This window comes from Calothrix sp. 336/3, from assembly GCF_000734895.2.
Classification (GTDB): domain Bacteria; phylum Cyanobacteriota; class Cyanobacteriia; order Cyanobacteriales; family Nostocaceae; genus 336-3.
Map to the genome: position 1 here is coordinate 5913759 of NZ_CP011382.1, position 23236 is coordinate 5936994.

The window sequence follows — 23236 nt, forward strand, 5'->3', positions numbered from 1 at the left end:
TCTCAATTCTTGTTATTCATTAATCAGAGTAAAATCTTTACAGGGTAAACTAGATCGGCAGATTTGTTGCCATAGTCTATCCCTTTTTATTTCCAGGGGATGCCTCTGCCTGTACCTAGGTAATCATGCCGAAATCTAGAAAGAGCAATCATCACACAAATCTCGGTGATCCACAGTATTTTCTCAACCGCGAACTCAGCTGGTTGGAATTTAATAGCCGAGTATTGCATGAAGCATTAGATCCGCGTACACCCTTGTTAGAACGGTTTAAATTTCTAGCGATTTTTAGTTCTAACCTCGATGAGTTTTTCATGGTGCGGGTTGCTGCACTCAAGCAACAGGTAGAAGCTAAGGTGAGTAAATGGGCGTTTGACGGTCGAACACCCCCACAACAGTTAGAAGATATTAGCTTTTTTTTGCGTCCTTTGGTAGCTCAACAGCACCAGCATTTTGAAGAAGTACTGCGATCGCAACTCGCACACCATGGTGTACATATTCTTGACTATATAGAACTCTCGGAAAAGCAAAGAAAGTATTTAGATAACTATTTTGAAGAGCAAATTTTCCCGGTAATCACACCCCTGGCAGTAGATCCTAGCCACCCTTTTCCCTATATTTCTAATCTCAGCTTAAATTTAGCTGTGGTAGTGAAAAATCCGGAAACAGAAGAAGAATTTTTTGCCCGTGTGAAGGTTCCCCGTGTTTTACCCAGGTTTTTGCCCTTACCCCCAGAACTCGGGATTCATCGTAATAGTAAACCCGCGATTTGGACAGGGATACCCCTAGAGCAGGCGATCGCCCACAACTTAGAATCTCTGTTTCCAGGGATGAATATCCAGGAATATCACCCCTTTCGCATCACCCGCGACGCGGATTTGGAACTGGAAGAGGATGAAGCAGACGACTTACTCCTAGCAATTGAACAGGAACTGCGAAAACGTCGTGTTGGTGGTACGCCTGTACGCCTGGAAATTCAAGCACATACCCCGGAAACTATCCGTAGTCGCTTGATGGAAGATTTGGAATTATCTGAAAATGATGTTTATGAAGTCGATGGTCTGTTAGGATTACGAGACTTAATGTATTTTATGTCACTTCCCCTTCCAGAACTGAAAGACCCTCCATGGCAATCGGTAGTCCATCATCGTTTACAGCGCATCCGAGATTTACGTATAAATCCTCACACCAGGGAAATTGAAGAAGGGAGTGACTTTTTCTCAGTGATTCGAGAAAGAGACTTACTTGTACACCATCCCTATCAGTCCTTTTCCACATCCGTTGTCCGCTTTATTACCCAAGCTGCCCACGACCCCAACGTCTTGGCAATCAAAATGACCCTGTATCGGACATCAGGGGATTCACCGATAGTTAATGCATTAATTACAGCCGCAGAAACTGGGAAACAGATTTCTGTGCTGGTGGAGTTAAAAGCGAGATTTGATGAAGAGAATAATATCTATTGGGCAAGACGACTGGAAAGTGTAGGGGTTCACGTTGTCTATGGTTTAGTCGGGTTAAAGACCCATAGTAAGATTGCCATGGTAGTACGGCGAGAACAAGACCGGATTCGCCGCTATGTCCACATCGGTACAGGCAACTATAACCACAAAACTGCCAGACTGTACACGGATTTGAGCTTATTTAGCTGTCGGGAAGATTTAGGGGCAGATGTCACGGATGTCTTCAACTTTTTAACTGGATACTCACGACAAAAGTCTTATCGGCAATTGTTGGTTGCACCAGTGAATATGCGCGATCGCTTCCTGAGTTTAATTCGTCGGGAAATCGAAAACGTTCAAAATGGCTACTCTGGGCGCATCGTTGCAAAGATGAACTCCCTTGTAGACCCCAAAATTATCACCACCTTATACGAAGCTTCCCGTGTGGGTGTGCAAATTGATTTGATTGTTCGGGGTATTTGTTGCCTCCGCCCTGGTTTAAAAGATATTAGTGAAAATATCCGTGTCATCAGCATTGTGGGGCGATTTTTGGAGCACTCCCGCATTTTCTATTTCTACAACAATGGACAAGAGGAAATATTCCTTGGCAGTGCGGACTGGATGCCTCGTAATTTAGATAGAAGAGTCGAAGTAATTACTCCAATTCAGGATAACGATATTGCCAAGGATTTGCAGGAAATCCTGGGAATTATGTTAGCCGATAATCGTCAAGCTTGGGAATTACAACCTGATGGCAGCTATGTCCAAAGGCGGGCAGGAGAAGAATGTCCTGATAGTTGTTCTCAAAAAGCCTTGATGGCGATGGCGCAAGGTGTAAATATAGTGGCTTCTAATTTAGCTAATCAGAAAAAATCTTCTGTTTATTTTGATGAAGCATAATCTGGAATAGAGTGGAATTAATTGCATGGATTTATCAATAGTTGCTATCAATCATGGGCAATATCTCAATCCACAAAATGCCCACTATTATTCCATAGGATAGAGTTAGTTGTCCTCCACCTTCTCATAAACTAGATAAGTTGTTGTACACTCTCGTATTTTGTTCGGATGTTAATGTTGTCCTGTGAATCTTCTACCTTGCGCCTGCTAGTGGTCGATGACCATGAACTAACTCGTCTAACTCTTCAGTTGGTTTTTTCCGCGCAGAAGAATATTCAAGTAGTTGGTTTGGCTAGTAATGGTCAAGAAGCAGTAGAAATGGTGAAACTACATCGCCCCGATGTTGTAATTTTAGACTTACAAATGCCAATCATGGATGGATGGAGCGCATCACACCAAATTAAGGCGATCGCCCCCAACACCCAGATTATTGCTTATTCTTCTGTGGAAGAGCATAAATTACATGAAAATACAGCCCAACTGGATGTAATTTGTCGTAAAGATGTACCCACAACTGAGCTAATCTCTGTAGTTCGGCAAATGGGACAAAGATTGACCAATGGTTCAGTCAGTCCTTGACAGCATCTGTCTATCCATAATCCCAAAAGTGTTGATAATGATCATAATTTATAGTAAAAGGTAGCAGTGTCACGAAACTCTGCTACCAGTCTATTCAGGGCAATATCACCTGAGTGGTAATTTAGTTATCGTCAAAATCCCCGAAGGTGCGTCTATACTCTTCAATCAGTTCATCCATTTCCTCTAAAGCTTGTGTCACGTCTAGCTGGAGCGTGCCTAAGTTTGGCTGCTGCAATAGATTTAACAGATATTCTCGTTTGCTTTTTACGGCAGCAATGCGCTCTTTAATAATTTGTGGTTCCATATTAGTAATTGCAATTAAGTACAAAAAATCTCTAGATTTAAAATTAACCTATTCCCTAAAGAGTTAGCGATCGCCGATGATAAAACTTAGTCGCTAAAACTTGATATCATTCACCATGCTACGTAAATTTTCCTTGGGAACTCTGGGTCTAGTGGTCGGTGGGATTCTGACCATCATGGGTTTTGTTGCCTATGCCCAGGCTAATTCTACCCTGAACCTGATTGGCTTTTTCTACGGTCTACCTTTGCTTTTAGGCGGATTAGCACTGAAAACCAATGAACTCAAACCCCTCGCCTTTACCCAACCTACCACACCAGAAGTCTTAGCACTTCGAGAGACACAAGCTACAACCACCCAAAACCTGATTCGCACCGATATTACCCGTTACAGCTACGGCATGGACACCCATTTCGACCGTGCTTTAGAATACCTCAAATTAACTGCTAGTGACGATGATAGACCTGTCATTACAGGCTTGCGAGAAACAGAAATTAATGGGGCGTATAGTTTAATACTAGAATTCGACTCACCAGATTTACCCCTAGCTACTTGGCAACAGTTCCAAGAAAAAATGGTGAAATATTTTGGACCTGGGGTTGATGTGCAAATTACCCAACCAGAAACGGACAAAATTGAATTAGCTTTAATTACTGTGGCGGAAAATTCCCAGGCAGTGGTGAGTTAAGAATTGTGATACAGGCATCCTGCCTGTTTGAATAAAACCATCATCTGTTCGTGACAACCAATCATCTATTTTTCTAAACGCACAGCATACCACTGTAAATACTCCCCTGGTCCGATATCTAATTCACAACTTGTATCAACTAAATGTTGCGCCTGTGCTTCTGGAGAGTCTAAAGAACTTAAATCAGGGGGTAAGTCTTGAGCATCCAGGTTTTGGATAACTTCTTGGAGTTTGGCGATTAATTCCCCAACTGTGAGAAATTGTTCTGGTTGGTTGGTTTCCAAAACCACAAAATATTCTTGTTGATACATCAGCGAATCGGACATACTGACAACCCCTCTTTGAATTAATAGTTGGGGAATTGGGAGGGAGGACAAGATGAAAGGGCAAAACTCTCATCTATATCCCCTTTACCCATTACCCTTTACCGACAAATATTGCATTCTATCTGTCAACAGAACCCATAATTACGTCGATACTACCGAGAATCACGACGACATCCGCAACTTTCATACCACGTAATAAATGAGGCAGGATTTGCAAGTTATTGAAATCTGCGGCACGAATTTTCCAACGCCAAGGGAAGACATTATCATCACCGACAAGGTAGATACCGACTTCACCCTTACCACTTTCGATACGGCTGTAGATTTCACCCTTAGGAATCTTAAAGGTGGGAGCAACTTTTTTGGCAACAAATTGGTAATCGAAAGCATCCCACTCCGATTTTTTCCCAGCCATGAGGCGTTTTGCTTCCAGATTTTCGTAGGGACCACCAGGAAGTCCAGCGATCGCCTGTTTAATAATTTTTACAGATTCCCGCATTTCGCGCATCCGCACCATATACCGGGCTAAACAGTCCCCTACGGTTTCCCACTGCACGTCCCAGTCAAAATCGTCGTAACACTCGTAGTGATCTACCTTACGTAAATCCCATTTCACCCCAGAAGCTCGCAACATAGGACCAGAAAGCCCCCAGTTAATTGCTTCTTCACGGGTGATGGTACCAATACCCTCAATCCGACGGCGGAAAATTGGGTTATTAGTAACTAAACGCTCGTACTCATCGACCTTGGGAATAAAGTATTCACAAAAATCTAAGCATTTATCTACCCAACCGTAGGGTAAATCAGCTGCCACTCCACCAATGCGAAAATAATTATTATTGACCATCCGGTAGCCTGTTGCTGCTTCCCACAGGTCATAAATCATTTCCCGCTCGCGGAACTGATAGAAGAAGGGAGTTTGCGCTCCGACGTCTGCCAAAAAGGGACCAAACCACAGTAAATGGTTGGCAATACGATTCAACTCCAGCATAATCACACGAATATAGCTAGCACGTTTGGGAACCTTGATACCAGCTAGCTTTTCCGGTGCATTGACAGTTACAGCTTCGTTGAACATCCCTGCGGCGTAATCCCAGCGACTGACGTAGGGAACATACTGAATATTTGTCCGACTTTCAGCTATTTTTTCCATTCCTCGGTGCAAATAGCCAATAACCGGTTCACAATCCACAACATCCTCTCCATCGAGGGTGAGGATTAACCGCAAAACCCCGTGCATTGAGGGATGGTGTGGTCCCATGTTCAGCACCATTGGTTCTGTGCGGGTTTCAATTCTTGCCATATATTTTCCGTCTTCTCCCGTTTGTGAACAATGAAGCCAGTCACCCCTACTTGGAAATGTGTTTAACAGTTGTCGATGATTCAGCTATTTGGTGGATTAGTTAGACTGACTTTGTACTTTCCACCGTCTACTGTTCACTTATTTGACATTCTGTTATGGGTGTTTGCAAATATTTTTGCTACGAACACACATAAAATGCAACCGCATCATACCGTTTTGATTTAGAGTCAGCTGTACTCGCTTGACTAAACCTGAATTTCATCAGGGTTATACTAATCCAAAATGGGATAAAGCTGCTGAATTTATGGGTTTGGATGGCATTCAACTAATTTCATTATATTGAGATAAGTGTATGTCAACTGATGATCGTTAGCAGAACAATATATAAGGATTCGGGAAGGTTTCCATAGGTTATATTGCTTGTTGGATAAGGGGTAAGGGTCAGGGAGTAGGGAGTGGGGAGTAGTGAGTAGTAAGATTAATTTACCAGCTCAAGTTTCTTTGTAGCAGTGTTACAGTAGTGACTTTGCAGTTCTAAATTTCCCAGGCAAATGAATCCCCATTCTACTGAGCAGACAACGACTTTTTCCCATATACCCGTGCTTCCGGAAGCTGTAATTGAGGGTTTAGCTGTGCGATCGCGGGGACATTATTTAGATGTTACGGTGGGTGGTGGTGGTCATACGCGGTTAATTTTAGAATCTATGCCAGATGTACGGGTGACTGCTTTGGATCAGGATGGGGATGCGTTGGCAGCAGCAAAGCAGGAGTTGGCAGAGTTTGGCGATCGCGTGACTTTTGTTCATAGTAATTTTGCTAGTTATATCTACTCTCCGGGAGCTTTTGATGGGATTTTGGCTGATTTGGGTGTGAGTTCCTATCACCTGGATACTCCCGATAGGGGTTTTAGTTTTCGCCAAACGGGGGATTTGGATATGCGTATGGATCGCACCCAGTCGTTAACGGCAGCAGAATTAATTAATTATGGGGATGAGGGGGAATTGGCAAATATTTTCTTTCAGTATGGTGAAGAAAGACTGTCTCGACGTATTGCCAGACGGATTGTGGAAAAGCGCCCCTTTCAGACTACGACGGAATTAGCGGAGGCGATCGCCACTGCTGTTCCAGGGAAATATCGTCATGGTAGAATCCACCCGGCAACTCGGGTTTTTCAAGCTTTACGGATTGCGGTGAATGATGAGTTGGGGGTGTTAACAAGTTTTCTCGCCAAAGCACCCCTAGGATTAGTTCCGGGGGGAAGAATAGCTGTGATTAGTTTTCATAGCTTGGAAGACAGAATCGTCAAGCATAGTTTACGCAATTCACCCTTGTTGCAGGTGGTCACGAAAAAGCCGATAATTGCCCAGGAAGAGGAAATTGCCAATAATTCCAGAGCGAGATCGGCAAAGTTGCGTGTGGCGCAAAGACTAACGTCCGTAGAATGAAGATTAAGATTGGGTGCGATCGCAATTAATTTTGTGATAGTTAAACGATAATTGTGACTAATTTTCAAAGGGTAAGGAAGGGGAAGTTTTCGGGAAGATAGCTTGCTCTGTTTCCGGGTCGAAAAAGTGAATTTTATCTGTTGTTAAAGATAGCCATAGTTCTTCCCCTAACTTGATGGTTCTATCGGGAGGAACTCTTATCTGAAGGGGATTATTGTTGATTCCATTGGTGGGAAAACTAGACTCAATAAATTTAGCAGAAATATAAGATTCATTCCCTAAATTTTCCACTAGTTCCACTTTTACTGGGAGATTTTTCGTGGCAGGCACACTTACCAGTAAATGCTCTGGACGGACACCTAAAATTAATTTTTTCCCGTCATATTTTTGTAACGCGCTGCTCCAAAGATGGGGAATTGTCATGCGGAAATCTCCGTTGGTTATTAATTGCGGTGCGTGAAATTCCACGGTGATAAAATTCATCGGTGGGGAACCAATGAACTCGGCAACGAAGCGGTTCGCGGGACGGTTGTATAATTCTAAAGGTGGGTCTATTTGCTGGATTTGTCCCTGATTCAGGATAGCAATGCGATCGCCCATAGTCATTGCTTCTGTTTGGTCATGGGTGACATAGATGGTGGTTGTACCGAGTTGCCTTTGTAACTTCACAATTTGGGCACGGGTTTCGGCTCGCAGTTTGGCATCCAGGTTGGATAATGGCTCATCCATGAGAAATACTTGGGGATTTCTGGCGATCGCTCTCCCTAATGCTACTCGTTGTCTTTGCCCCCCAGATAGTTGCTTGGGTAATCGATTTAACAAACCTTCAATTTGCAATAATTGGGCAACGTTCCTGACTTGCTCTTGAATTTTCCGTTCTTGCTCAGAAATATACCGTAATCCCTTAGGTAATTTTCTCGTAGCCTCAACTAACAAAGTATCAGTAAATTTACCCTGAGATACTCCATCACCCTGTTGTCTGCGACGCAACCCAAAGGCAATATTGTCGTATACCGTCATGTGGGGGTAAAGAGCATAATTTTGAAACACCATGGCAATATCTCGTTCCTTGGGGGGAAGATGATTGACTAGGCGATCGCCAACCCAAATATTTCCCCCAGTCATGGTTTCCAAACCAGCAATTAAGCGCAACAAAGTACTTTTGCCACACCCAGAGGGTCCAACCAACACCATAAACTCACCATCATTTACCGTCAGGTGAATTCGTCGCAATACATTCATCCCTTCCTGACGATTTTGTGTACCCTCACCTTTGCGGGGAGGAAAACTCTTATAAACGTTCTCTAATACAACCTGTGCCACGATAATTTATTGAATCAATATCAGATAAACAATAAGTTAAAAAAGCAGGGAACACAAACAAAAACAGACTACCTTAGAAGCAACTATACATCGGGAATTATTTAGGAGTTTTCCATATGGCTATCCATATTACCTCTAACGCTTCCCAGGAAATTATTGATACCCAGACCACAGATTGCTGTATCGTTGGTGGAGGTCCAGCAGGAACTTTACTGGCTTTACTTTTAGCACGCCAGGGTATCCATGTCATCTTACTAGAAACCCACAAGGATTTTGACCGCGATTTTCGTGGGGATACTATCCATCCATCAGTAATGGAAATAATGGCAGAACTGGATTTAGCTGAATCCTTGCTACAACTTCCCCACACCAAAATGCATCGGATGAGTCTCGGAACCTCAGAAAAACAAGCTGTTATTGCTGATTTTAGTCATCTCAAGACTGCCTATCCCTACATTACAATGTTGCCCCAGGTAAAATTCCTGGAATTTATCACGACTGAAGCCAAAAAATACCCGAATTTTCAGCTAGTCATGGGGGCAAATGTGCAAGAAATACTGAGAGTAAATAATACTACGATCGGAGTTAGTTATCGAGGTCAAGGTGGATGGCATGAAGTCCGGGCAAAGCTGACAGTCGGTGCAGATGGACGGCATTCTAAGCTACGACAGCTAGGAGAATTTGAGGCAATTTCTACCTCTGCACCCATGGATGTCCTATGGTTCCGTCTTCCTAAGCATCGGGAGGAAGCTCCAGGAGGAATGGGACGTATTGGTCGTGGTCATATAGTAGCAATGTTAGATCGGGGAGAACAGTGGCAAATTGCCTATGTCATTCCCAAAGGCACATACCAAAAAATACGGCATCAAGGGTTAGAAATATTACGTCAATCTGTGATAGAAGTTGTACCGGAATTGGTAGATAGAATCGCATTTTTACACGATTGGTCGCAAATTGCCTTTTTATCTGTAGAGTCTGACCGCCTCAAATGCTGGTATAGTCAGGGTTTACTGTTAATTGGTGATGCGGCTCATGTTATGTCCCCTATTGGAGGGGTTGGTATCAACTATGCCATCCAAGACGCGGTAGTTGCTAGCAATGTATTAAGTAAACCTTTGAAAACTGGAACTCTCAATGTCGATGATCTCGCTCAGGTACAGCGACAACGGGAATTGCCTACTCGTGTAATTCAAACCTTTCAATCTCTGATCCAACAACGCATTTTTGCCCCTGCTCTGGATTCTCAAAATTCTCAACCCTTCCAACCACCACGATGGTTAGGTTTACCTGGATTGCGAGACTTTCCTGCCAGGTTAATCGCGTTTGGTGTTTTTCCTGCCCATGTCAAGATGTAAAGCTATTTTACTGTCAATTATGGTACAATTATACTATTGAAGTGCAGAATCGATTACTCAAGCAAGTCAGGCGAGTTTCGTGAACAGTTTAAACGCTGCTGTTCGCGGATATTTGCTTGGCTTTTATGTTAAAACAGATTCTGTGGTAAAGAGTGTAAATACAGCTTTTTTTGACACATTTTAGTAGTTTAGACAAAATATTTGCTACTTATTGAGACTTCCGGAAGAAAAGATGTTGTGGCAAGGGTGGGAAAAGCAACTGTTCAGCCTGATTCTTGCCTAATCTCACCCAAGAAGTCTATCACTGAAAATTCATTACTCACCAGAAATCAGGCAGGAGGAATTTATGAATAATTGTATTTTGATGGCAGAAATTATCCAAGAACCCCAACTGCGCCATACCCCTGATGGGTTAGAGTTAGCAGAGATGACCGTTGAGTTCCCTGGTACAAGGGCAGAGGATCCGAGTGGGACATTACGGGTAGTCGGTTGGGGTAATTTGGCAAAGGAGATACATCAGGGTTTTCACTTAGGCGATCGCGTGCTGATTGAAGGACGTTTGGGAATGCATACCATTAACCGTCCGGAGGGTTTCAAGGAAAAACGTGCTGAACTAACTGTGCAAAAAATCCACTCCCTCGGTGGAGGAAGTATTACAACTGCTTCCGCGACAGTTGCCAGAAATAACACACCCACGACACTCACCACACCCACTACACCCACCACACCATTGGTAAATACTCCCCAACCAAGTTATACAGAAGTTGCACCAGCCAATACTAGTTATGAACGTCCATCCTATGCTGCACCACCTCAAGAAGAACCAGATATGGATGATATTCCTTTCTAGGTGTTAACTTGCAGTCTGTCGCCAGAATTTCCAGAAGTTAGTAGATACCCGACTCCTAGAAGTTAGGTATCTAAACACCTGTAACTTATCTCAAATTAATCACCCAAACAACTACGAAACATGTAATAAATCATGAATTGCCTGATCTATTTTTCGTGCAGTTGCTTCCCAAGAATATTCTTTTTGAACTAATTCATAGGCAGAATTCGCCAGTTTTTCCCCAAGATAAGAATCAGACCAAATTTCCTGTATACCAGCAACAATTTCAGATACAGTATTTCTAATTAACAACTCTTCCCCATCTTTAGCTTTAATTCCTTCACAACCCTTCGCAGTACTAATTACCGGACAACCTGCGGCAAATGCTTCCACTATTTTTAAGCGAGTTCCTCCACCTTGCATTAAAGGTACAACCATAATGCTTGCTGCTGCAATATAAGGCTTCACATCAGGTACACTTCCAGTCACAATAATATGAGGATTTTTTGCTGCCGCTTCTAACATATAGGCAGTTGGTGTACGTCCGACTAATAGTAATCGACTTTGGGGATAAATTTTTTGAATTTCTGGGAATATTTTTTGAATTAATAATTCTGCTGCAACAGTATTGGGTGAGTAGGAAAGTTGACCTAAAAATAGCAAGTTATAGGGATTATTTGCGAGTTCAGGAGGAGGAGTAAATTCACCTGAGCGAATACTGTCATAGGCAGAAACATTAATACTATTAGGTACTGCATAGGTAGGGACAAAGTGCAAGTAAAATTTTTTGAGTAGATGTACATCTTCTTCACTGCACATCCATACTTGATTGACTTGGCTAATAAAGTCTTTTTCTATGCGTTTGAGATGGGCTAAATGAATTGTATTTCTCAGTCGAAATTTCCAATTATTACTATTACTATGTCGCTGCTCCCATAAAGAAGCCTCGACATTATGATTATCAAAAATGATTTTACAAGGGTGATTTTTTACTACCTGTAAATAGGGATATACCCAAATTTCTTCCAGAATAACAATATCTGGCTTAAATTCTTGTAGTAGTTGATTTAATGCTTCTTCTGTTGCATGAGAATATCCCCAAAGAGTATCTGGATGTTTCCGAGGAGAAAACCACCATAAACGATTGATAAATTGTTCTTTTGGAGAACGTTTTTCCGTTACATTACAATGTTTCCAAACTGCAACCCCAGGGAGAGAAGTATGCTTAGGAGTCCAATTAGAAACAGAAAAAACACCAACTTCTCCAGATTTCATCATAATGTTGATGTTTTGCCAGGTGCGTAAACTCACACCTCCAATTGTTGGATAGGGTACTTCTTTGGTGATAAATAGGGTACGCATAGGAAAGGGAGAGATTTAAGTATACTTGTGGATATCTTGTCTAATATTCAGCTTGTTGATACGGATGCTGGAATTATCTTCAGTTTGTGAAATAGCGATCGCCCCAGTAAATGCACTGTCCACTATTATACTTATGCTCCCCAGGAAGGATATCAGTAAATCCTCTTGCTATGATTATTTATCAGGATATTGAGATGATACGGGATACTTAAATATGTTTTTTAATATACATTTATTCAGAGAAAATTAGAGAGAGGCAAAGTCCACCTCCGATGATAGGTTTATTATATGAATGGGTAGTGGACTGACGCAGCTATAATATTGTGATAAGTAATACTTGTCTCTGGGTTTTTATCCTACGCGCCCTATTTTTACTAAAATTTTTCAATCATCACGCAACCAAATATCGGTAATTTTTAACATTCTTTCAGAACTTATGCCTTTTTTGAATTTATTGTTTTTTTGCTTAATTTTTACTCTTTCCACAACATCTATCAAAGAGTCAAAAAGTTTCATGTCTCGCTCTTTCACTATAGCATCTGTAATTTTTTGTCCCTCTCCTTCATTCATTCCAGTTTGCATCAACTTACGTACTAATTGCAGCTTTTCAAATGTATTAAATATGTCTAATGGTTTGATATCTATAAGTTGTTTTTTCTTTATGTCTTTAAGTTCTGCTTCTAACTGAAATTTCTCCTTATTCTCTTCTATTAACTTATGAGCTAAGTTATCAATTCTTGATTCAATAGATTTTACAAAACTATTTAAAGTTTCTTGACTGATAATAGTTGTGCCTGTCATTTCAGGTAAATTATTTTTATCTCGAAACAATTCTATTTGCTTGACAATTACTTCATTATTGTCGTCTTCAACAATATAAACACTGACCATTTCTCCCAATTTTAAGTCTATCTCTCTGGCTCTAACAGCAGCATAATATTCAAAGTCTCCATTGATGACTTTATACGATTGGAAGCCACTTCTAGCAACAACAAGAGGGTTTATAAGACCTCCTACTGACAATATCGTCTGTGCAGCTTTTTCTATATCATCATTATCAAATATAGAGCGTGGAGTATCACAAATAATTCTCTTAACGGCAACAAGTGATGTAGAGAGTTTCATTAATTCATCCCTATTTTATTCAATACTTCTTTTGCTAATAATTCAAATTCTTGTGCTGAAAGTGAATTAGGTTTGAAATCCATTACTGAAATTGGATCAGCGATTTCCATGTCACCCATTTTAATGATTCTCTCTGCACATTTAGCTAAATCTTCTCTTTCATATATAACTGCTTCCAATACATCTAAATCATATTTATTTGCTATCTTTTCAATACGATTTCTGAGCGTAGAATTGACAAATTTGTGGTTAGTAGATATTTTGCAAGGTAGAACACCAAGAATTTGTAAGGGTGGAATTCTGACTTGCTTTCTAAAAGCATTTATTTTTTTAATAAATTCCTTGACATTAGTTAAACCCTGATTTGCAAATGGCTTTAAATCTGATGGAATAATTACATAGTCTGATGTGATAAGCGCTATTCTTGCATACAAGTTTAAAGAAGGTGGAGTATCAATCAAAACGACATCATATTTATCTTTTACCTCATTTAGCTTTTCAAGAAGTCCTAATTTGGTATGCTCTAGTTCACTTAAGTTTCTTTCCTCTGCAATTAAGTTAATATGGGAGGGTATCACGTATATTTCTGGATTACAGAAATTAGATTTTCTTGCAACTTCGGAAATAGGATATAACTCTTCAGATTGTAAAACTTGTAATATATTAGAGTCTTTAATATCATCATCATCTTCATCATCGAACTTGACTAAGCCTGTCGCAAAAGTTGAATTTGCTTGACTATCTAAATCTATAATCAATACTTGTTTGCCTTTTTTTCTCAGAGCAGCAGCTAAATTAACAACAGTAGTCGTCTTACCTACACCGCCCTTATTATGGTAAACTGCAATTACTTTCATATTTCTTTCCTTAGTCTTAACTTTAATTTCTGTTTGCTTAACTGCTGAGTTCTCACTTGTCTGTATTTTGTTAATATTCTCTCTTCCAATTAATTTCCTAATATCATCAATATTGGCTTCAACATCTTTCCCTAAACACTGAAAAACTATTTGAACCTCATCCTGGCTCTTTTTCTCATAAATTCTAATTTCTCTACCATTAGTTAATAATCCATATCTGACATTTAACTTTGTGAGATAATACTTAAGACGCAAAATATGAGTGTTCAAATTCTGCTTAGGATGCTTTGCTTCCATCACTATACTTAAGGGGGAATTCGCATCTAAAGTAAAAGGAATAACTTGAACACCAAAAGCTAAAAAATCTAAACGAATATTCCCAAAAGCGACTTCCTGATGCCAAGTTTCAGGAGTATATCCCAGTTGTGGCAACAGATATTGAACAATGAGTTTGCTTTCTACTTCGCTTTCATTACGACAAAGCTCAGGATTAAAAGACAAGCTCTCCTACCTCAATCGATAAAATTTTATACTTCCTTGATTATGACCTAGCCTTATGATTTTGTGTAATTAAAATTACTTATGATAATTTCTCAATGCATAATATAATTTCACAAAAGTAACAGGATTCGCGTGTTTATTTTGTATATTTTTCTTTTGAAACAAATTTTGTGGTAAGGTAATGCGTATTTAATTTGTATATTAGATGCGGGCAAAATACCTACAATAGAATAACTTGATGTTTTCGATTTATGTAATTTAGCTGCACGTCACCTAAATTTACTCAGAGCAGAAGTTTTTCTCAATTCTTTTATCCTGAATCTATCTCATCTGATTTGCGTGAGTTGCACCCATCACTGGTATAATCTGACTGCTTTCAAGCATCTCAAGTCGAGAAAATCTTAAATTTACCCGTGTTTTCTCCACAAAAATGAAATTTTGACGTTACCTAGATGGGAATGCATCAATAAAGAGGAATCAAGTGATGGGATATGTAATTGCTACAGCAAATATGAAGGGTGGAGTTGGTAAAACAACTCTGAGTGTGAATTTGGCAACTTGTTTAGCGAAGAATTATGGAAAGCGAGTGTTAGTACTAGATTTGGATAGTCAAATTAGTGCCACACTGAGTTTAATGTCACCTGTTGATTTTGCTAAGTATCGGAAACAAAGGAAAACTTTACGCTACTTGATTGATGCGATTATTACCCCTAATCTCCGGTTAAAATTGACAATCCAAGATATTATTCAATCCCAAGTTTGCAACCTGCCAGGATTAGATTTAATCCCTGGTGATATTGATTTATATGATGAGTTTGTGGTTTCAGAAATGCTGCATCAACAGGCAGTAAATTTAGGGGAGAATAATTTTGAAGCAATTTGGAATCGTTTTGAAAGAGTATTACTAGGGAAGGTTTTAGAACCGATTCGGGATGACTATGATTTTATCATTTTAGATTGCGCTCCTGGATACAACTTATTAACCCGTAGCGCTTTGGCAACGAGTAATTATTATATCTTACCTGCTAAACCTGAACCTTTATCAGTAGTGGGGATTCAACTATTAGAAAGACGTATTGCAAAATTGAAGGAAAGTCACGAGCAAGAGGCAAATATTGATATTAAAATGTTAGGTATTGTATTTACCATGTCAAATGCAAACTTGCTCACGGGTAGATATTACAAACAGGTAATGCAGCGAGTACAACAAGACTTTGGAGATGGGAAAATATTCCCTACACAAATTCCCGTGGATGTGAATGTTGCGAAAGCGGTAGATAGTTTTATGCCGGTAGTTTTGAGTTCTCCTGGTTCTTCTGGTTCTAAAGCGTTTATCCAATTAACTCAGGAAATGTTGCAGAAATTGTAGATAAAAAGCATCCCAAATGTGTAAATTGATTTTGTAGTGCGGTTATTCTACCGACTTCAGTAATGACAGTAGGGAGCAAGACTTCGGTGTGAACGCTACTTCGACAAAGCTCAATACAAGTCAATCGTTTGTGAAGCGTCTCCGGAGGAGATACACTACTCCCACTACTATCTTTTTTGCAAAATTGGGATGCTCTCAGGTTGCATTATTACATCGTAATGATGCATTGGAGTCGCAAAAAAACTCCGAATTTAATCATGGATGAAATTTAATTGCTAAACCCGTGCATCTACAGTTACTTTATATCTCACTTTGCTAGAATTCAATTGTCTACTGGCAATGATGATAATGTAATTACCAGCAGTGAGATTTTGGCGGGTAATTTGGTGAGAGAAAGAGTTGCGACTCTTAGCGATAATTTCACCACTATCGAGTCTACCATTTCTATTTTTATCCTGAACTAAGGTTAAATCTGTACGTCCTCCATCAGGTGCAACACCTTCCAAATTTAGGCGGAGATTAGAACGTCCGGTAAGAAGAATTTGCTTAAAGTCCTCAAGATCATCTGTTGCAGTTACATCTCCTTGTATTGTACGAAATCCTGTGCCACTATTTAAATTACCGACAAAATCTGCTGCACTAACGCTATTGTCAAAATCTCTTATTGCAAAAGCTGGACTTGCTATTGCACAGGTAAGTACTGTTAGTAAAGCTAAACTTAGACGAGATGAATAGGGAAGCATCATTTTATTCCTCAAAAATGCAAAAGTTGGTTAATTCAATCGACTAAAAACTTAGACGTTGAAGTTTTTCCTTATATGCAATTTTTATTAATGATGCTGATAGCGAATGGGTGATAGTTCATAGAAAAAGCTATTCTATTACCTATTACCCATTACCTATTAAAAATCTCCTGCGAGAGCAGACACACACCGTTCACAAATGGCAGGATGTTCTGAGGATTCTCCGACATGGGTAGAGTAATTCCAACAGCGATCGCAACGAGTTCCCTCTGCATTCATCACACCGATGGTTAACCCGTTGGATTCGAGGGTGTATTTCAAATCTCCCATGGATTGGTTATTCTCGGCAATTTCTACCTGGGAAGTAATCAGTAAATACCGTAACTCATCTACCCCATTACTGCTACTTTTCATCTCCGTAAGGATAGCTCGCAATGCCTCATCACTGGTGTTAAGTATTACCTTAGCTTCCAGGGAAGAACCGATAAATTTATCTGTTCGTGCTTGCTCTAGTACCTTATTGACATCATTGCGGACATCTCGCAATTTATCCCAGGATGTAGCTAATTCTGGGTTTTGCCATTTGGGATCGATTTTCATCCAACCAGACTCAAATACTGATTGGTAGGGGGTTTTGTAAGGTAAATATTGCCAGATATCCTCTGCGAGGTGAGATAGTACGGGGGCGATCGCCTTGGTTAAATTTTCCAGCGCATACCAGTACACCGTTTGGCAACTGCGGCGACGGAAAGCGTCGGGACTGCTAATATAGAGCCTATCTTTGGCTACATCCATATAGAAGTTCGACAAATCCACCACACAGAAGTTTTGCACGGTTTGGAAAAAGCGGAAGAATTGGAAACTCTCAAATGCTTCTGTCACCTCTTGGAAAACTTCAGCCATACGGTGCAGCATATACTTATCCAGTTGAGGTAAATCGTCATATACCACTGCATCCTTTTCGGGGTCAAAATCATGTAAGTTACCCAAAAGGTTGCGCGCAGTGTTGCGAATCTTGTTACGAATATCGACTAACTGCTTGATGGTATTATTGCCAATACGCTGGTCAGAGGTATAATCCACCGACGACACCCACAAACGCAACACATCCGCACCATAACCCGGTTGCTTCTTCTGGTCTTTACCACCCTCGATGATTTCCCCTGGCTCTATGATATTACCTAGGGATTTACTCATCTTCCGCCCTTGCTCATCCAAGGTAAAACCATGGGTTAGTACTGTTTTATAGGGTGCGTGACCGTTGACTGCCACACTTGTAAGTAAGCTGGATTGAAACCATCCGCGATGCTGGTCTGAACCTTCTAAATAGATATCCACAGGATACTTTAATTCTGGTCGCTGTTTAGCTACAGCTGCCCAGGAAGAACCGGAATCAAACCACACATCCATGGTATCTGTACCGCGACGGTAGGATTTGCCATTACCACGGTAACTTTCAGGGAGTAACTCTTCAGTGGATAGCTCCCACCAAGCATCAGAACCTTTCTCCGCAACAATTTTTTGGACGTGCTTGATTGTCTCCTCATTTAGCAAGGGTTCCCCCGTTGCCTCATCATAGAATACAGGAATGGGCACACCCCAAGTCCGTTGCCGAGAAATACACCAATCAGAGCGATCGCTAACCATGGGTGTAATCCGGTTTTCCCCTTGAGCAGGTATCCACCGCACCTGGGAAATTGCTGCTAGAGCAGCTTCTCGGAATCCAGAAACCGAAGCAAACCACTGTTCTGTCGCACGGAAAATGGTTGGTTTTTTGGTTCGCCAATCATAGGGATATTTATGCACATATGGCTCCTCTTTTAACAGAGCAGCAGTTTCTGTAAGTGCATCGATAATTGCCTGGTTGCCTTCTCCTAGGACATTTAAACCAGAAAATTTACCTGCTTCCTCCGTGAAATTACCATTATCATCCACAGGTGAAAGCAATCTTAAACCGTAGCGCTGTCCCACAATGTAGTCTTCTTGACCATGCCCAGGGGCAGTATGTACCAAGCCTGTACCGGAATCCGTGGTAATGTAGTCGCCACCGATGACCACCGGACTTTCTCTTTCAAATAGGGGATGACGGTAGGTAGAATGTTCTAAATCTTTCCCTTTGAATGTGGCTTTTACGGATAGTTCTACACCTAGGGTTGCCGCTAAACTTTCCACTAAGCCTGCTGCCACAATTAAGTATTTTTTACCCTGGTAGCTATCTGTAGCAGTAACTTCCACCACTACATAGTCTAAATCGGGATTGACAGCCACTGCCAAGTTTGCCGGAATTGTCCAGGGTGTAGTTGTCCAAATGGCAACACCTAAATCTGGCAAATATCCACCTAATGCAGATTTGAGCGGCTCTGCCAAGCTTACCATGGGGAAAGCAGCATAGACACTGCGGGAAGTATGTCCTTCCGGGTATTCTAATTCTGCCTCAGCCAGGGCAGTTTTAGAGCTAGGACTCCAATGGACGGGTTTTAAACCCCGATAGATATAACCTTTCAGCACCATTTCCCCAAACACACCAATTTGTGCTGCTTCGTATTCCGGGGTGAGGGTGAGGTAGGGATTATCCCAGTCTCCCCATACACCATAGCGTTTGAAGCTTTGACGTTGGTTGTTAACGGTATCTAGGGCAAAATCTCTGGCTTTTTTACGTAATTCAATGGGGGTGAGGGTTTGTCGTTCTGCTTGTTTCATATTTTGCAGAACTTTTAATTCAATGGGTAAACCGTGACAATCCCAACCAGGAACATAACGGACTTTTTTTCCCTGTTGCAGCTGGTAACGATTAATAATATCTTTGAGGATTTTATTTAAAGCATGACCTATATGTAATGAACCATTAGCGTAGGGTGGTCCATCATGTAGTATAAATAACTCTCCAGGATTTTCCTGAGAGAGACGCTGATAAATTTGATTTTCTGCCCAAAACTTTTGGATTTCAGGTTCTCGCTTGAGAGCGTTTGCCCGCATATCAAAATTAGTCTTAGGTAAATTTACTGTATCTTTGTAGCTTTTAGATTCTGTCACAGTGCTAATGCTAGGGAGTTAATTAAGGACTGATTCTCACTATAATATCAGTGAGATTTTCTCTGGTTTGCATTTGCCGAAAATCAATCAGAGTACAGGGTTAAAATAATTCGTAATTCGTAATTCGTAATTCGTAATTATGTTTTGTGATGGGAATTTAAACCCCGACACAAAACACGCTGCTTATAGAAGCTCTTTACTTAAACCCCCAAAGTTGGTTAAACCTCTGGTGAATTCCCACCTGAAGAAGAAAGCAACTCATCAATCCATTTCTGATTATGAACTGATAATTTTGGTGGTGGGAGGGGTTGCTGATAGTTAATACGTTGGTGATATCCAGCACGTTCACACACCCCATCGACTATTGTCTGAAGATGAACTGGTTGTTCTGAGTCTTCGGGTTTTAATGGTAGGGGAAAGGTGGGTATAGGTTCTGGTAAATTGAATCCATAGAGGTCTGCTTGGGGACGTTGCCAACTGCGACTGACTATAATCCGGTAATCTGTTGCTTCTATTTCACCCAAAATAGTCATTGGTGGATGCTGACGTAGCAAGTCAATCTCAATCAAGTTTGTCTGAGAGGCAAAAATATCTCCCCGTTTCCGTTCGTATGCAGTTCTACCTTGACCTTTTTGTTTATTCTTGGGTGACAAGACTTCAATAATTGTAATTACTTGGTTATTCCCGACTTCTCTAACTGCTAAATAGCGATGTTTGACAGTCAATGACATTGGTAAGGTGATAGGTTGGGGACGTTTTTGGGTGAGAACGGAACTAGTATCCCTTAATAAATCCTCTGCTATTTTTGGGGGTGTATTTGTCCCAATAACCCCAACATCGGCAATTCCTACGAGTAAATCATCTCCCGTCTTTCCCTGTTCTTGATAGGTGCGAGTCTCCACCTCAATGTAGTATGTAGGTAGTAAATTTGGTGCTAGGGTGTCAGCGATCGCCACTAAAATTCTGGTATGAAAAGCAGACCAGAAAGCTGGTTGTTCAAGGTAAGGATTCATTCCAGGAAATCGTGGGAACATAGGGACAAACAGTTAACTGTCAGCTAATTTTTGTGTAATATATTGTAGTATACAGTAAATTTAGACGGGTGCGATCGCCATATGGCAATGAAATTAGATGGGGTAGTTCCCTTTGGTAGATCCTGGGATGAATATGTGCAGATGTTTCAACTGACAGAGACGGATTTGCAGAAGTCGATTCTGGGTGTGGGTGATGGTCCAGCTAGCTTTAACGCTGAGGGGACAAAACTGGGTTACAATATCAAGTCCATTGACCCACTGTATAAGTTTACCGCCAAGGAGATAAAAACCCGTTTTGATCAGGTGGTAGATAATATTATTGAACAGATAAAACAAACTCCCCAGGATTGGGTATGGACTTACCACGGTTCACTGGAAGGGTTACGGAAGAATCGGGAAAGGGCAATAGATAATTTTTGTCAAGACTACGAACAAGGAAAATTAGAGCAAAGATACGAAATTGGTGAATTACCAAAGTTGCAATACCGCGATCGCCAATTTCAATTAGGTTTGTGTTCCCATTTCCTGTTTCTCTATTCCCAGCAATTCGATGTCAACTTTCATTTGCAAGGGATTCGGGAGATGTTGCGCGTTTGTGAACAGGTGAGAATATTTCCCCTCCTGACTTTGATGTTAGAGCGATCGCCCCACCTAGAACCAGTTATCCAGCAGCTGACAAGGGATGGTTATAACTGTGAAATTATCCCTGTACCCTACGAATTACAGCGTGGTGGTAATGAAATGTTAAAAATTACCTCCCCAGATGCAGAATAATCCATCTCCTGGATTCCCTCAAACAGAGCTTTGCTTTATTGTGATAGTGGTTTCCTCAGAGATTTTTATGCGTAATCTTAGGCTATATATAATTCTCTTTTTCATTACCTTTTTCCTAGTCGCTGCTAGTACCTTTCTCGTGACAGCTGGTAGAACTATTGGACAATCGATGTTTGGTCGTAGTTTTGCGGAATCTCAACTCAATGATTATGTATCAAAAGTATTCAAGCAACAGCTCAATGGTGGCAGATGTCAAGCTGTTGATAGTGATGGTAACGGTTATGTTTCCTGTGACTACACCACCGTTAACCAACCAGATACACCGCGCGCGGTAGAATGTGCCGCATGGGGATTAGATGGATTCTTCAATCGTGGTTGCAGAACCCGCACCTTACCCGTAAATTAAACTGTTTTTGCGGGTGTTTTGCTACAAGCAAATTTTTCCCAAAACCCAACGAACTATATAACCCCTATTACCTCTACTCAGTAAATGCTACGATACAGCCAGTAGCAACCCAGTAGCAGCATTGATTGAGGTAGTCTGTGAGTAGAGATACGCTAGCTGACATCTACAATTCCTTCAATCCCTTTGAGACAGCATCAAAGGAAGCCTATGTTGATTGTCGAGAAGTCCGTGGTAATTGGGAAGTATACCAGGAATTAGGGAAGAAAATTGTCCTCTCAGATAAGCCTACCTGTCAGCTATGTTCCGGACACCGAGGTACAGGTAAGTCTACGGAATTATTACGTTTGAAAGAGAACCTAGAGAATAGAGGCTTTTTTGTTATCTATTTTGCGGTTGATGATCAGGATATTGAACCGGAAGATGTGGAATATGCGGATATATTAATGGCTTGTACGCGACATTTAGTAGAAGCTGTCAAGATAGAAAAGCACAATCCTCTGCTGGAATGGATGCAAGAGCGCTGGGAATCCTTCAAGGATTTGATGATGATGGAGTTATCCTTTGAAGGTTTGAGCTTAGAGCAGCAAATATCTCAATTTTCTAAAATTACCGCCACAATTAAAGCTGTACCCGATAAGCGTCGGGAAATCCGCCAGAAAATTAATGCCAATACTCCTTCCTTGGTGGAAGCGTTGAATGATTTTATTGTCAAAGCAGAGGAATATCTATCTAAAAAGTCCCAAGGGAAATCTTCCAAGAAAACACCATCCCAAGCTCCAGAATATCAAGGTTTAGTTGTGATTGTTGATAATCTGGATCGGATTGTGGAAGTTGCAGAGGAAGGTAAACCCAATAATTATCAAGAAATTTACCTCAATCGCAGCGAAATGTTACGGAGTTTGAAATGTCATATTATCTACACCGTACCTATTGATGTTGTCTATTCCGATTTAGCAACCAATTTTGATACCAGTTACCATAATCTGGAAGTCGTACCGATGATGATGGTACGTAATCCCGATGGTACAATTAACGAGGCTGGATTAAAGAAGCTGCGGCAATTAATTAGTCAGCGAGTCGGATTAGTTGAACCAGCCTTAGAAAAAGTTTTGGATGAAAAAATAGATGGGTTAGATATAACACCCATGTTTGATAGTCCAGAAACCCTGAATCAACTGTGTTTGATGAGTGGTGGACATATGCGAGATTTAATGAAATTGATTCAAGGTGCGATTGAAAACGTTGATCAATTACCGATTACCGCGAAAGCAGCAAAACGAGCAATTGATGGATTCAGAGAAACCTATCGCAAAGCAATTCAAGAGCATCATTGGGAAATTTTGGCTCAAGCAAATCATTGTAAAGATAAGAAAGACGATAAAGAACATTTACGTTTATTACGCAATCGTTCCTTGTTGGAGTATCGTTATTATGATGACGATGACAACTTGCAGATTTGGTGTGATGTTCATCCCTTGATTGAAGCGACTCCTAAATTTCAAAGTGCAATTAGTCAAATTCAACCTTAAGAGTATGTTTGAAAA

20 protein-coding genes are annotated in these 23236 nt (G+C 40.8%); 10 read left to right on the forward strand and 10 right to left on the reverse strand.

Translation table 11 applies throughout. From position 1 onward, the window contains the following. Positions 1-125: 125 nt before the first annotated feature. Both ppk1 and IJ00_RS24650 read left to right on the forward strand, forming a co-directional pair. On the forward strand, positions 126-2339 hold the full coding sequence (gene ppk1 / locus IJ00_RS24645) for a polyphosphate kinase 1 (protein ID WP_035157837.1): 2214 nt from the start codon (positions 126-128) through the stop codon (positions 2337-2339). Positions 2340-2507: 168 nt separating this feature from the next. After that, positions 2508-2918, forward strand: a complete 411-nt coding sequence (locus tag IJ00_RS24650; RefSeq protein WP_035157840.1) for a response regulator transcription factor — start codon at positions 2508-2510, stop codon at positions 2916-2918. A gap of 121 nt (positions 2919-3039) precedes the next feature. Here IJ00_RS24650 and IJ00_RS24655 read toward each other — a convergent pair whose 3' ends face one another. Further along, entirely contained in the window at positions 3040-3222 is a 183-nt protein-coding gene (locus tag IJ00_RS24655) for a hypothetical protein (protein ID WP_035157844.1), read from the reverse strand. A gap of 115 nt (positions 3223-3337) precedes the next feature. On the opposite strand from IJ00_RS24655, the gene IJ00_RS24660 reads away from it, so the two are divergent. After that, the gene (locus IJ00_RS24660; RefSeq protein ID WP_035157847.1) at positions 3338-3907 is read left to right on the forward strand and encodes a DUF2854 domain-containing protein; all 570 of its coding nucleotides are present in this window, start codon (positions 3338-3340) and stop codon (positions 3905-3907) included. A 65-nt stretch (positions 3908-3972) separates the two neighbouring features. Here IJ00_RS24660 and IJ00_RS24665 read toward each other — a convergent pair whose 3' ends face one another. Then, entirely contained in the window at positions 3973-4233 is a 261-nt protein-coding gene (locus tag IJ00_RS24665; protein WP_035159587.1) for a chlororespiratory reduction protein 7, read from the reverse strand. A gap of 118 nt (positions 4234-4351) precedes the next feature. After that, positions 4352-5536 (reverse strand): NAD(P)H-quinone oxidoreductase subunit H, encoded by a 1185-nt coding sequence (locus IJ00_RS24670; protein ID WP_035157850.1) that lies wholly within the window; start codon positions 5534-5536, stop codon positions 4352-4354. Between the two features lie 551 nt (positions 5537-6087). On the opposite strand from IJ00_RS24670, the gene rsmH reads away from it, so the two are divergent. After that, positions 6088-6981: a 16S rRNA (cytosine(1402)-N(4))-methyltransferase RsmH gene (gene rsmH, locus IJ00_RS24675; protein ID WP_035157853.1), complete on the forward strand. Its 894-nt coding sequence runs from the start codon at positions 6088-6090 to the stop codon at positions 6979-6981. 57 nt (positions 6982-7038) lie between these two features. Here the strand turns inward: rsmH and IJ00_RS24680 are convergent, their stop codons facing one another. Then, complete coding sequence (locus IJ00_RS24680; RefSeq protein WP_035157855.1) at positions 7039-8304, reverse strand: ABC transporter ATP-binding protein; 1266 nt, start codon at positions 8302-8304, stop codon at positions 7039-7041. Positions 8305-8420: 116 nt separating this feature from the next. On the opposite strand from IJ00_RS24680, the gene IJ00_RS24685 reads away from it, so the two are divergent. Together IJ00_RS24685 and IJ00_RS24690 are read left to right on the forward strand one after the other, a co-directional pair. Then, complete coding sequence (locus IJ00_RS24685) at positions 8421-9659, forward strand: FAD-dependent oxidoreductase (protein ID WP_035157857.1); 1239 nt, start codon at positions 8421-8423, stop codon at positions 9657-9659. Between the two features lie 346 nt (positions 9660-10005). Then, positions 10006-10509, forward strand: a complete 504-nt coding sequence (locus tag IJ00_RS24690) for a single-stranded DNA-binding protein (RefSeq protein WP_035157859.1) — start codon at positions 10006-10008, stop codon at positions 10507-10509. Between the two features lie 111 nt (positions 10510-10620). Here IJ00_RS24690 and IJ00_RS24695 read toward each other — a convergent pair whose 3' ends face one another. The 3 genes from IJ00_RS24695 to IJ00_RS24705 all read right to left on the reverse strand — a co-directional run bounded on the left by IJ00_RS24695 (position 10621) and on the right by IJ00_RS24705 (position 14333). Next, positions 10621-11850, reverse strand: a complete 1230-nt coding sequence (locus IJ00_RS24695; protein WP_035157861.1) for a glycosyltransferase family 4 protein — start codon at positions 11848-11850, stop codon at positions 10621-10623. 384 nt (positions 11851-12234) lie between these two features. Beyond that, the gene (locus tag IJ00_RS24700; protein ID WP_035157864.1) at positions 12235-12975 is read right to left on the reverse strand and encodes a hypothetical protein; all 741 of its coding nucleotides are present in this window, start codon (positions 12973-12975) and stop codon (positions 12235-12237) included. After that, positions 12975-14333 (reverse strand): AAA family ATPase, encoded by a 1359-nt coding sequence (locus tag IJ00_RS24705; protein WP_035157867.1) that lies wholly within the window; start codon positions 14331-14333, stop codon positions 12975-12977. Before IJ00_RS24705 ends, IJ00_RS24700 begins: the two co-directional genes overlap by 1 nt. A 484-nt stretch (positions 14334-14817) precedes the next feature. Between IJ00_RS24705 and IJ00_RS24710 the strand changes: the two genes are divergently transcribed. Continuing rightward, positions 14818-15702, forward strand: coding sequence for a ParA family protein (locus tag IJ00_RS24710; RefSeq protein WP_035157870.1), 885 nt, complete (start codon positions 14818-14820; stop codon positions 15700-15702). Between the two features lie 275 nt (positions 15703-15977). Here IJ00_RS24710 and IJ00_RS24715 read toward each other — a convergent pair whose 3' ends face one another. The 3 genes from IJ00_RS24715 to IJ00_RS24725 all read right to left on the reverse strand — a co-directional run bounded on the left by IJ00_RS24715 (position 15978) and on the right by IJ00_RS24725 (position 20512). Next, positions 15978-16448, reverse strand: coding sequence for a hypothetical protein (locus IJ00_RS24715; protein WP_144416080.1), 471 nt, complete (start codon positions 16446-16448; stop codon positions 15978-15980). 156 nt (positions 16449-16604) lie between these two features. Further along, the gene (ileS, locus tag IJ00_RS24720; RefSeq protein ID WP_035157875.1) at positions 16605-19478 is read right to left on the reverse strand and encodes an isoleucine--tRNA ligase; all 2874 of its coding nucleotides are present in this window, start codon (positions 19476-19478) and stop codon (positions 16605-16607) included. 218 nt (positions 19479-19696) lie between these two features. Beyond that, positions 19697-20512: a DUF4058 family protein gene (locus tag IJ00_RS24725; protein ID WP_035157878.1), complete on the reverse strand. Its 816-nt coding sequence runs from the start codon at positions 20510-20512 to the stop codon at positions 19697-19699. 81 nt (positions 20513-20593) lie between these two features. Between IJ00_RS24725 and IJ00_RS24730 the strand changes: the two genes are divergently transcribed. The 3 genes from IJ00_RS24730 (at position 20594) to IJ00_RS24740 (ending at position 23221) form a co-directional block, all read left to right on the forward strand. Beyond that, positions 20594-21286: a hypothetical protein gene (locus IJ00_RS24730; RefSeq protein ID WP_035157880.1), complete on the forward strand. Its 693-nt coding sequence runs from the start codon at positions 20594-20596 to the stop codon at positions 21284-21286. Positions 21287-21353: 67 nt separating this feature from the next. Further along, the gene (locus IJ00_RS24735; protein WP_144416081.1) at positions 21354-21692 is read left to right on the forward strand and encodes a hypothetical protein; all 339 of its coding nucleotides are present in this window, start codon (positions 21354-21356) and stop codon (positions 21690-21692) included. A 137-nt stretch (positions 21693-21829) separates the two neighbouring features. Continuing rightward, entirely contained in the window at positions 21830-23221 is a 1392-nt protein-coding gene (locus tag IJ00_RS24740) for an ATP-binding protein (RefSeq protein WP_035157884.1), read from the forward strand. The last annotated feature ends 15 nt before the right edge of the window (positions 23222-23236 follow it).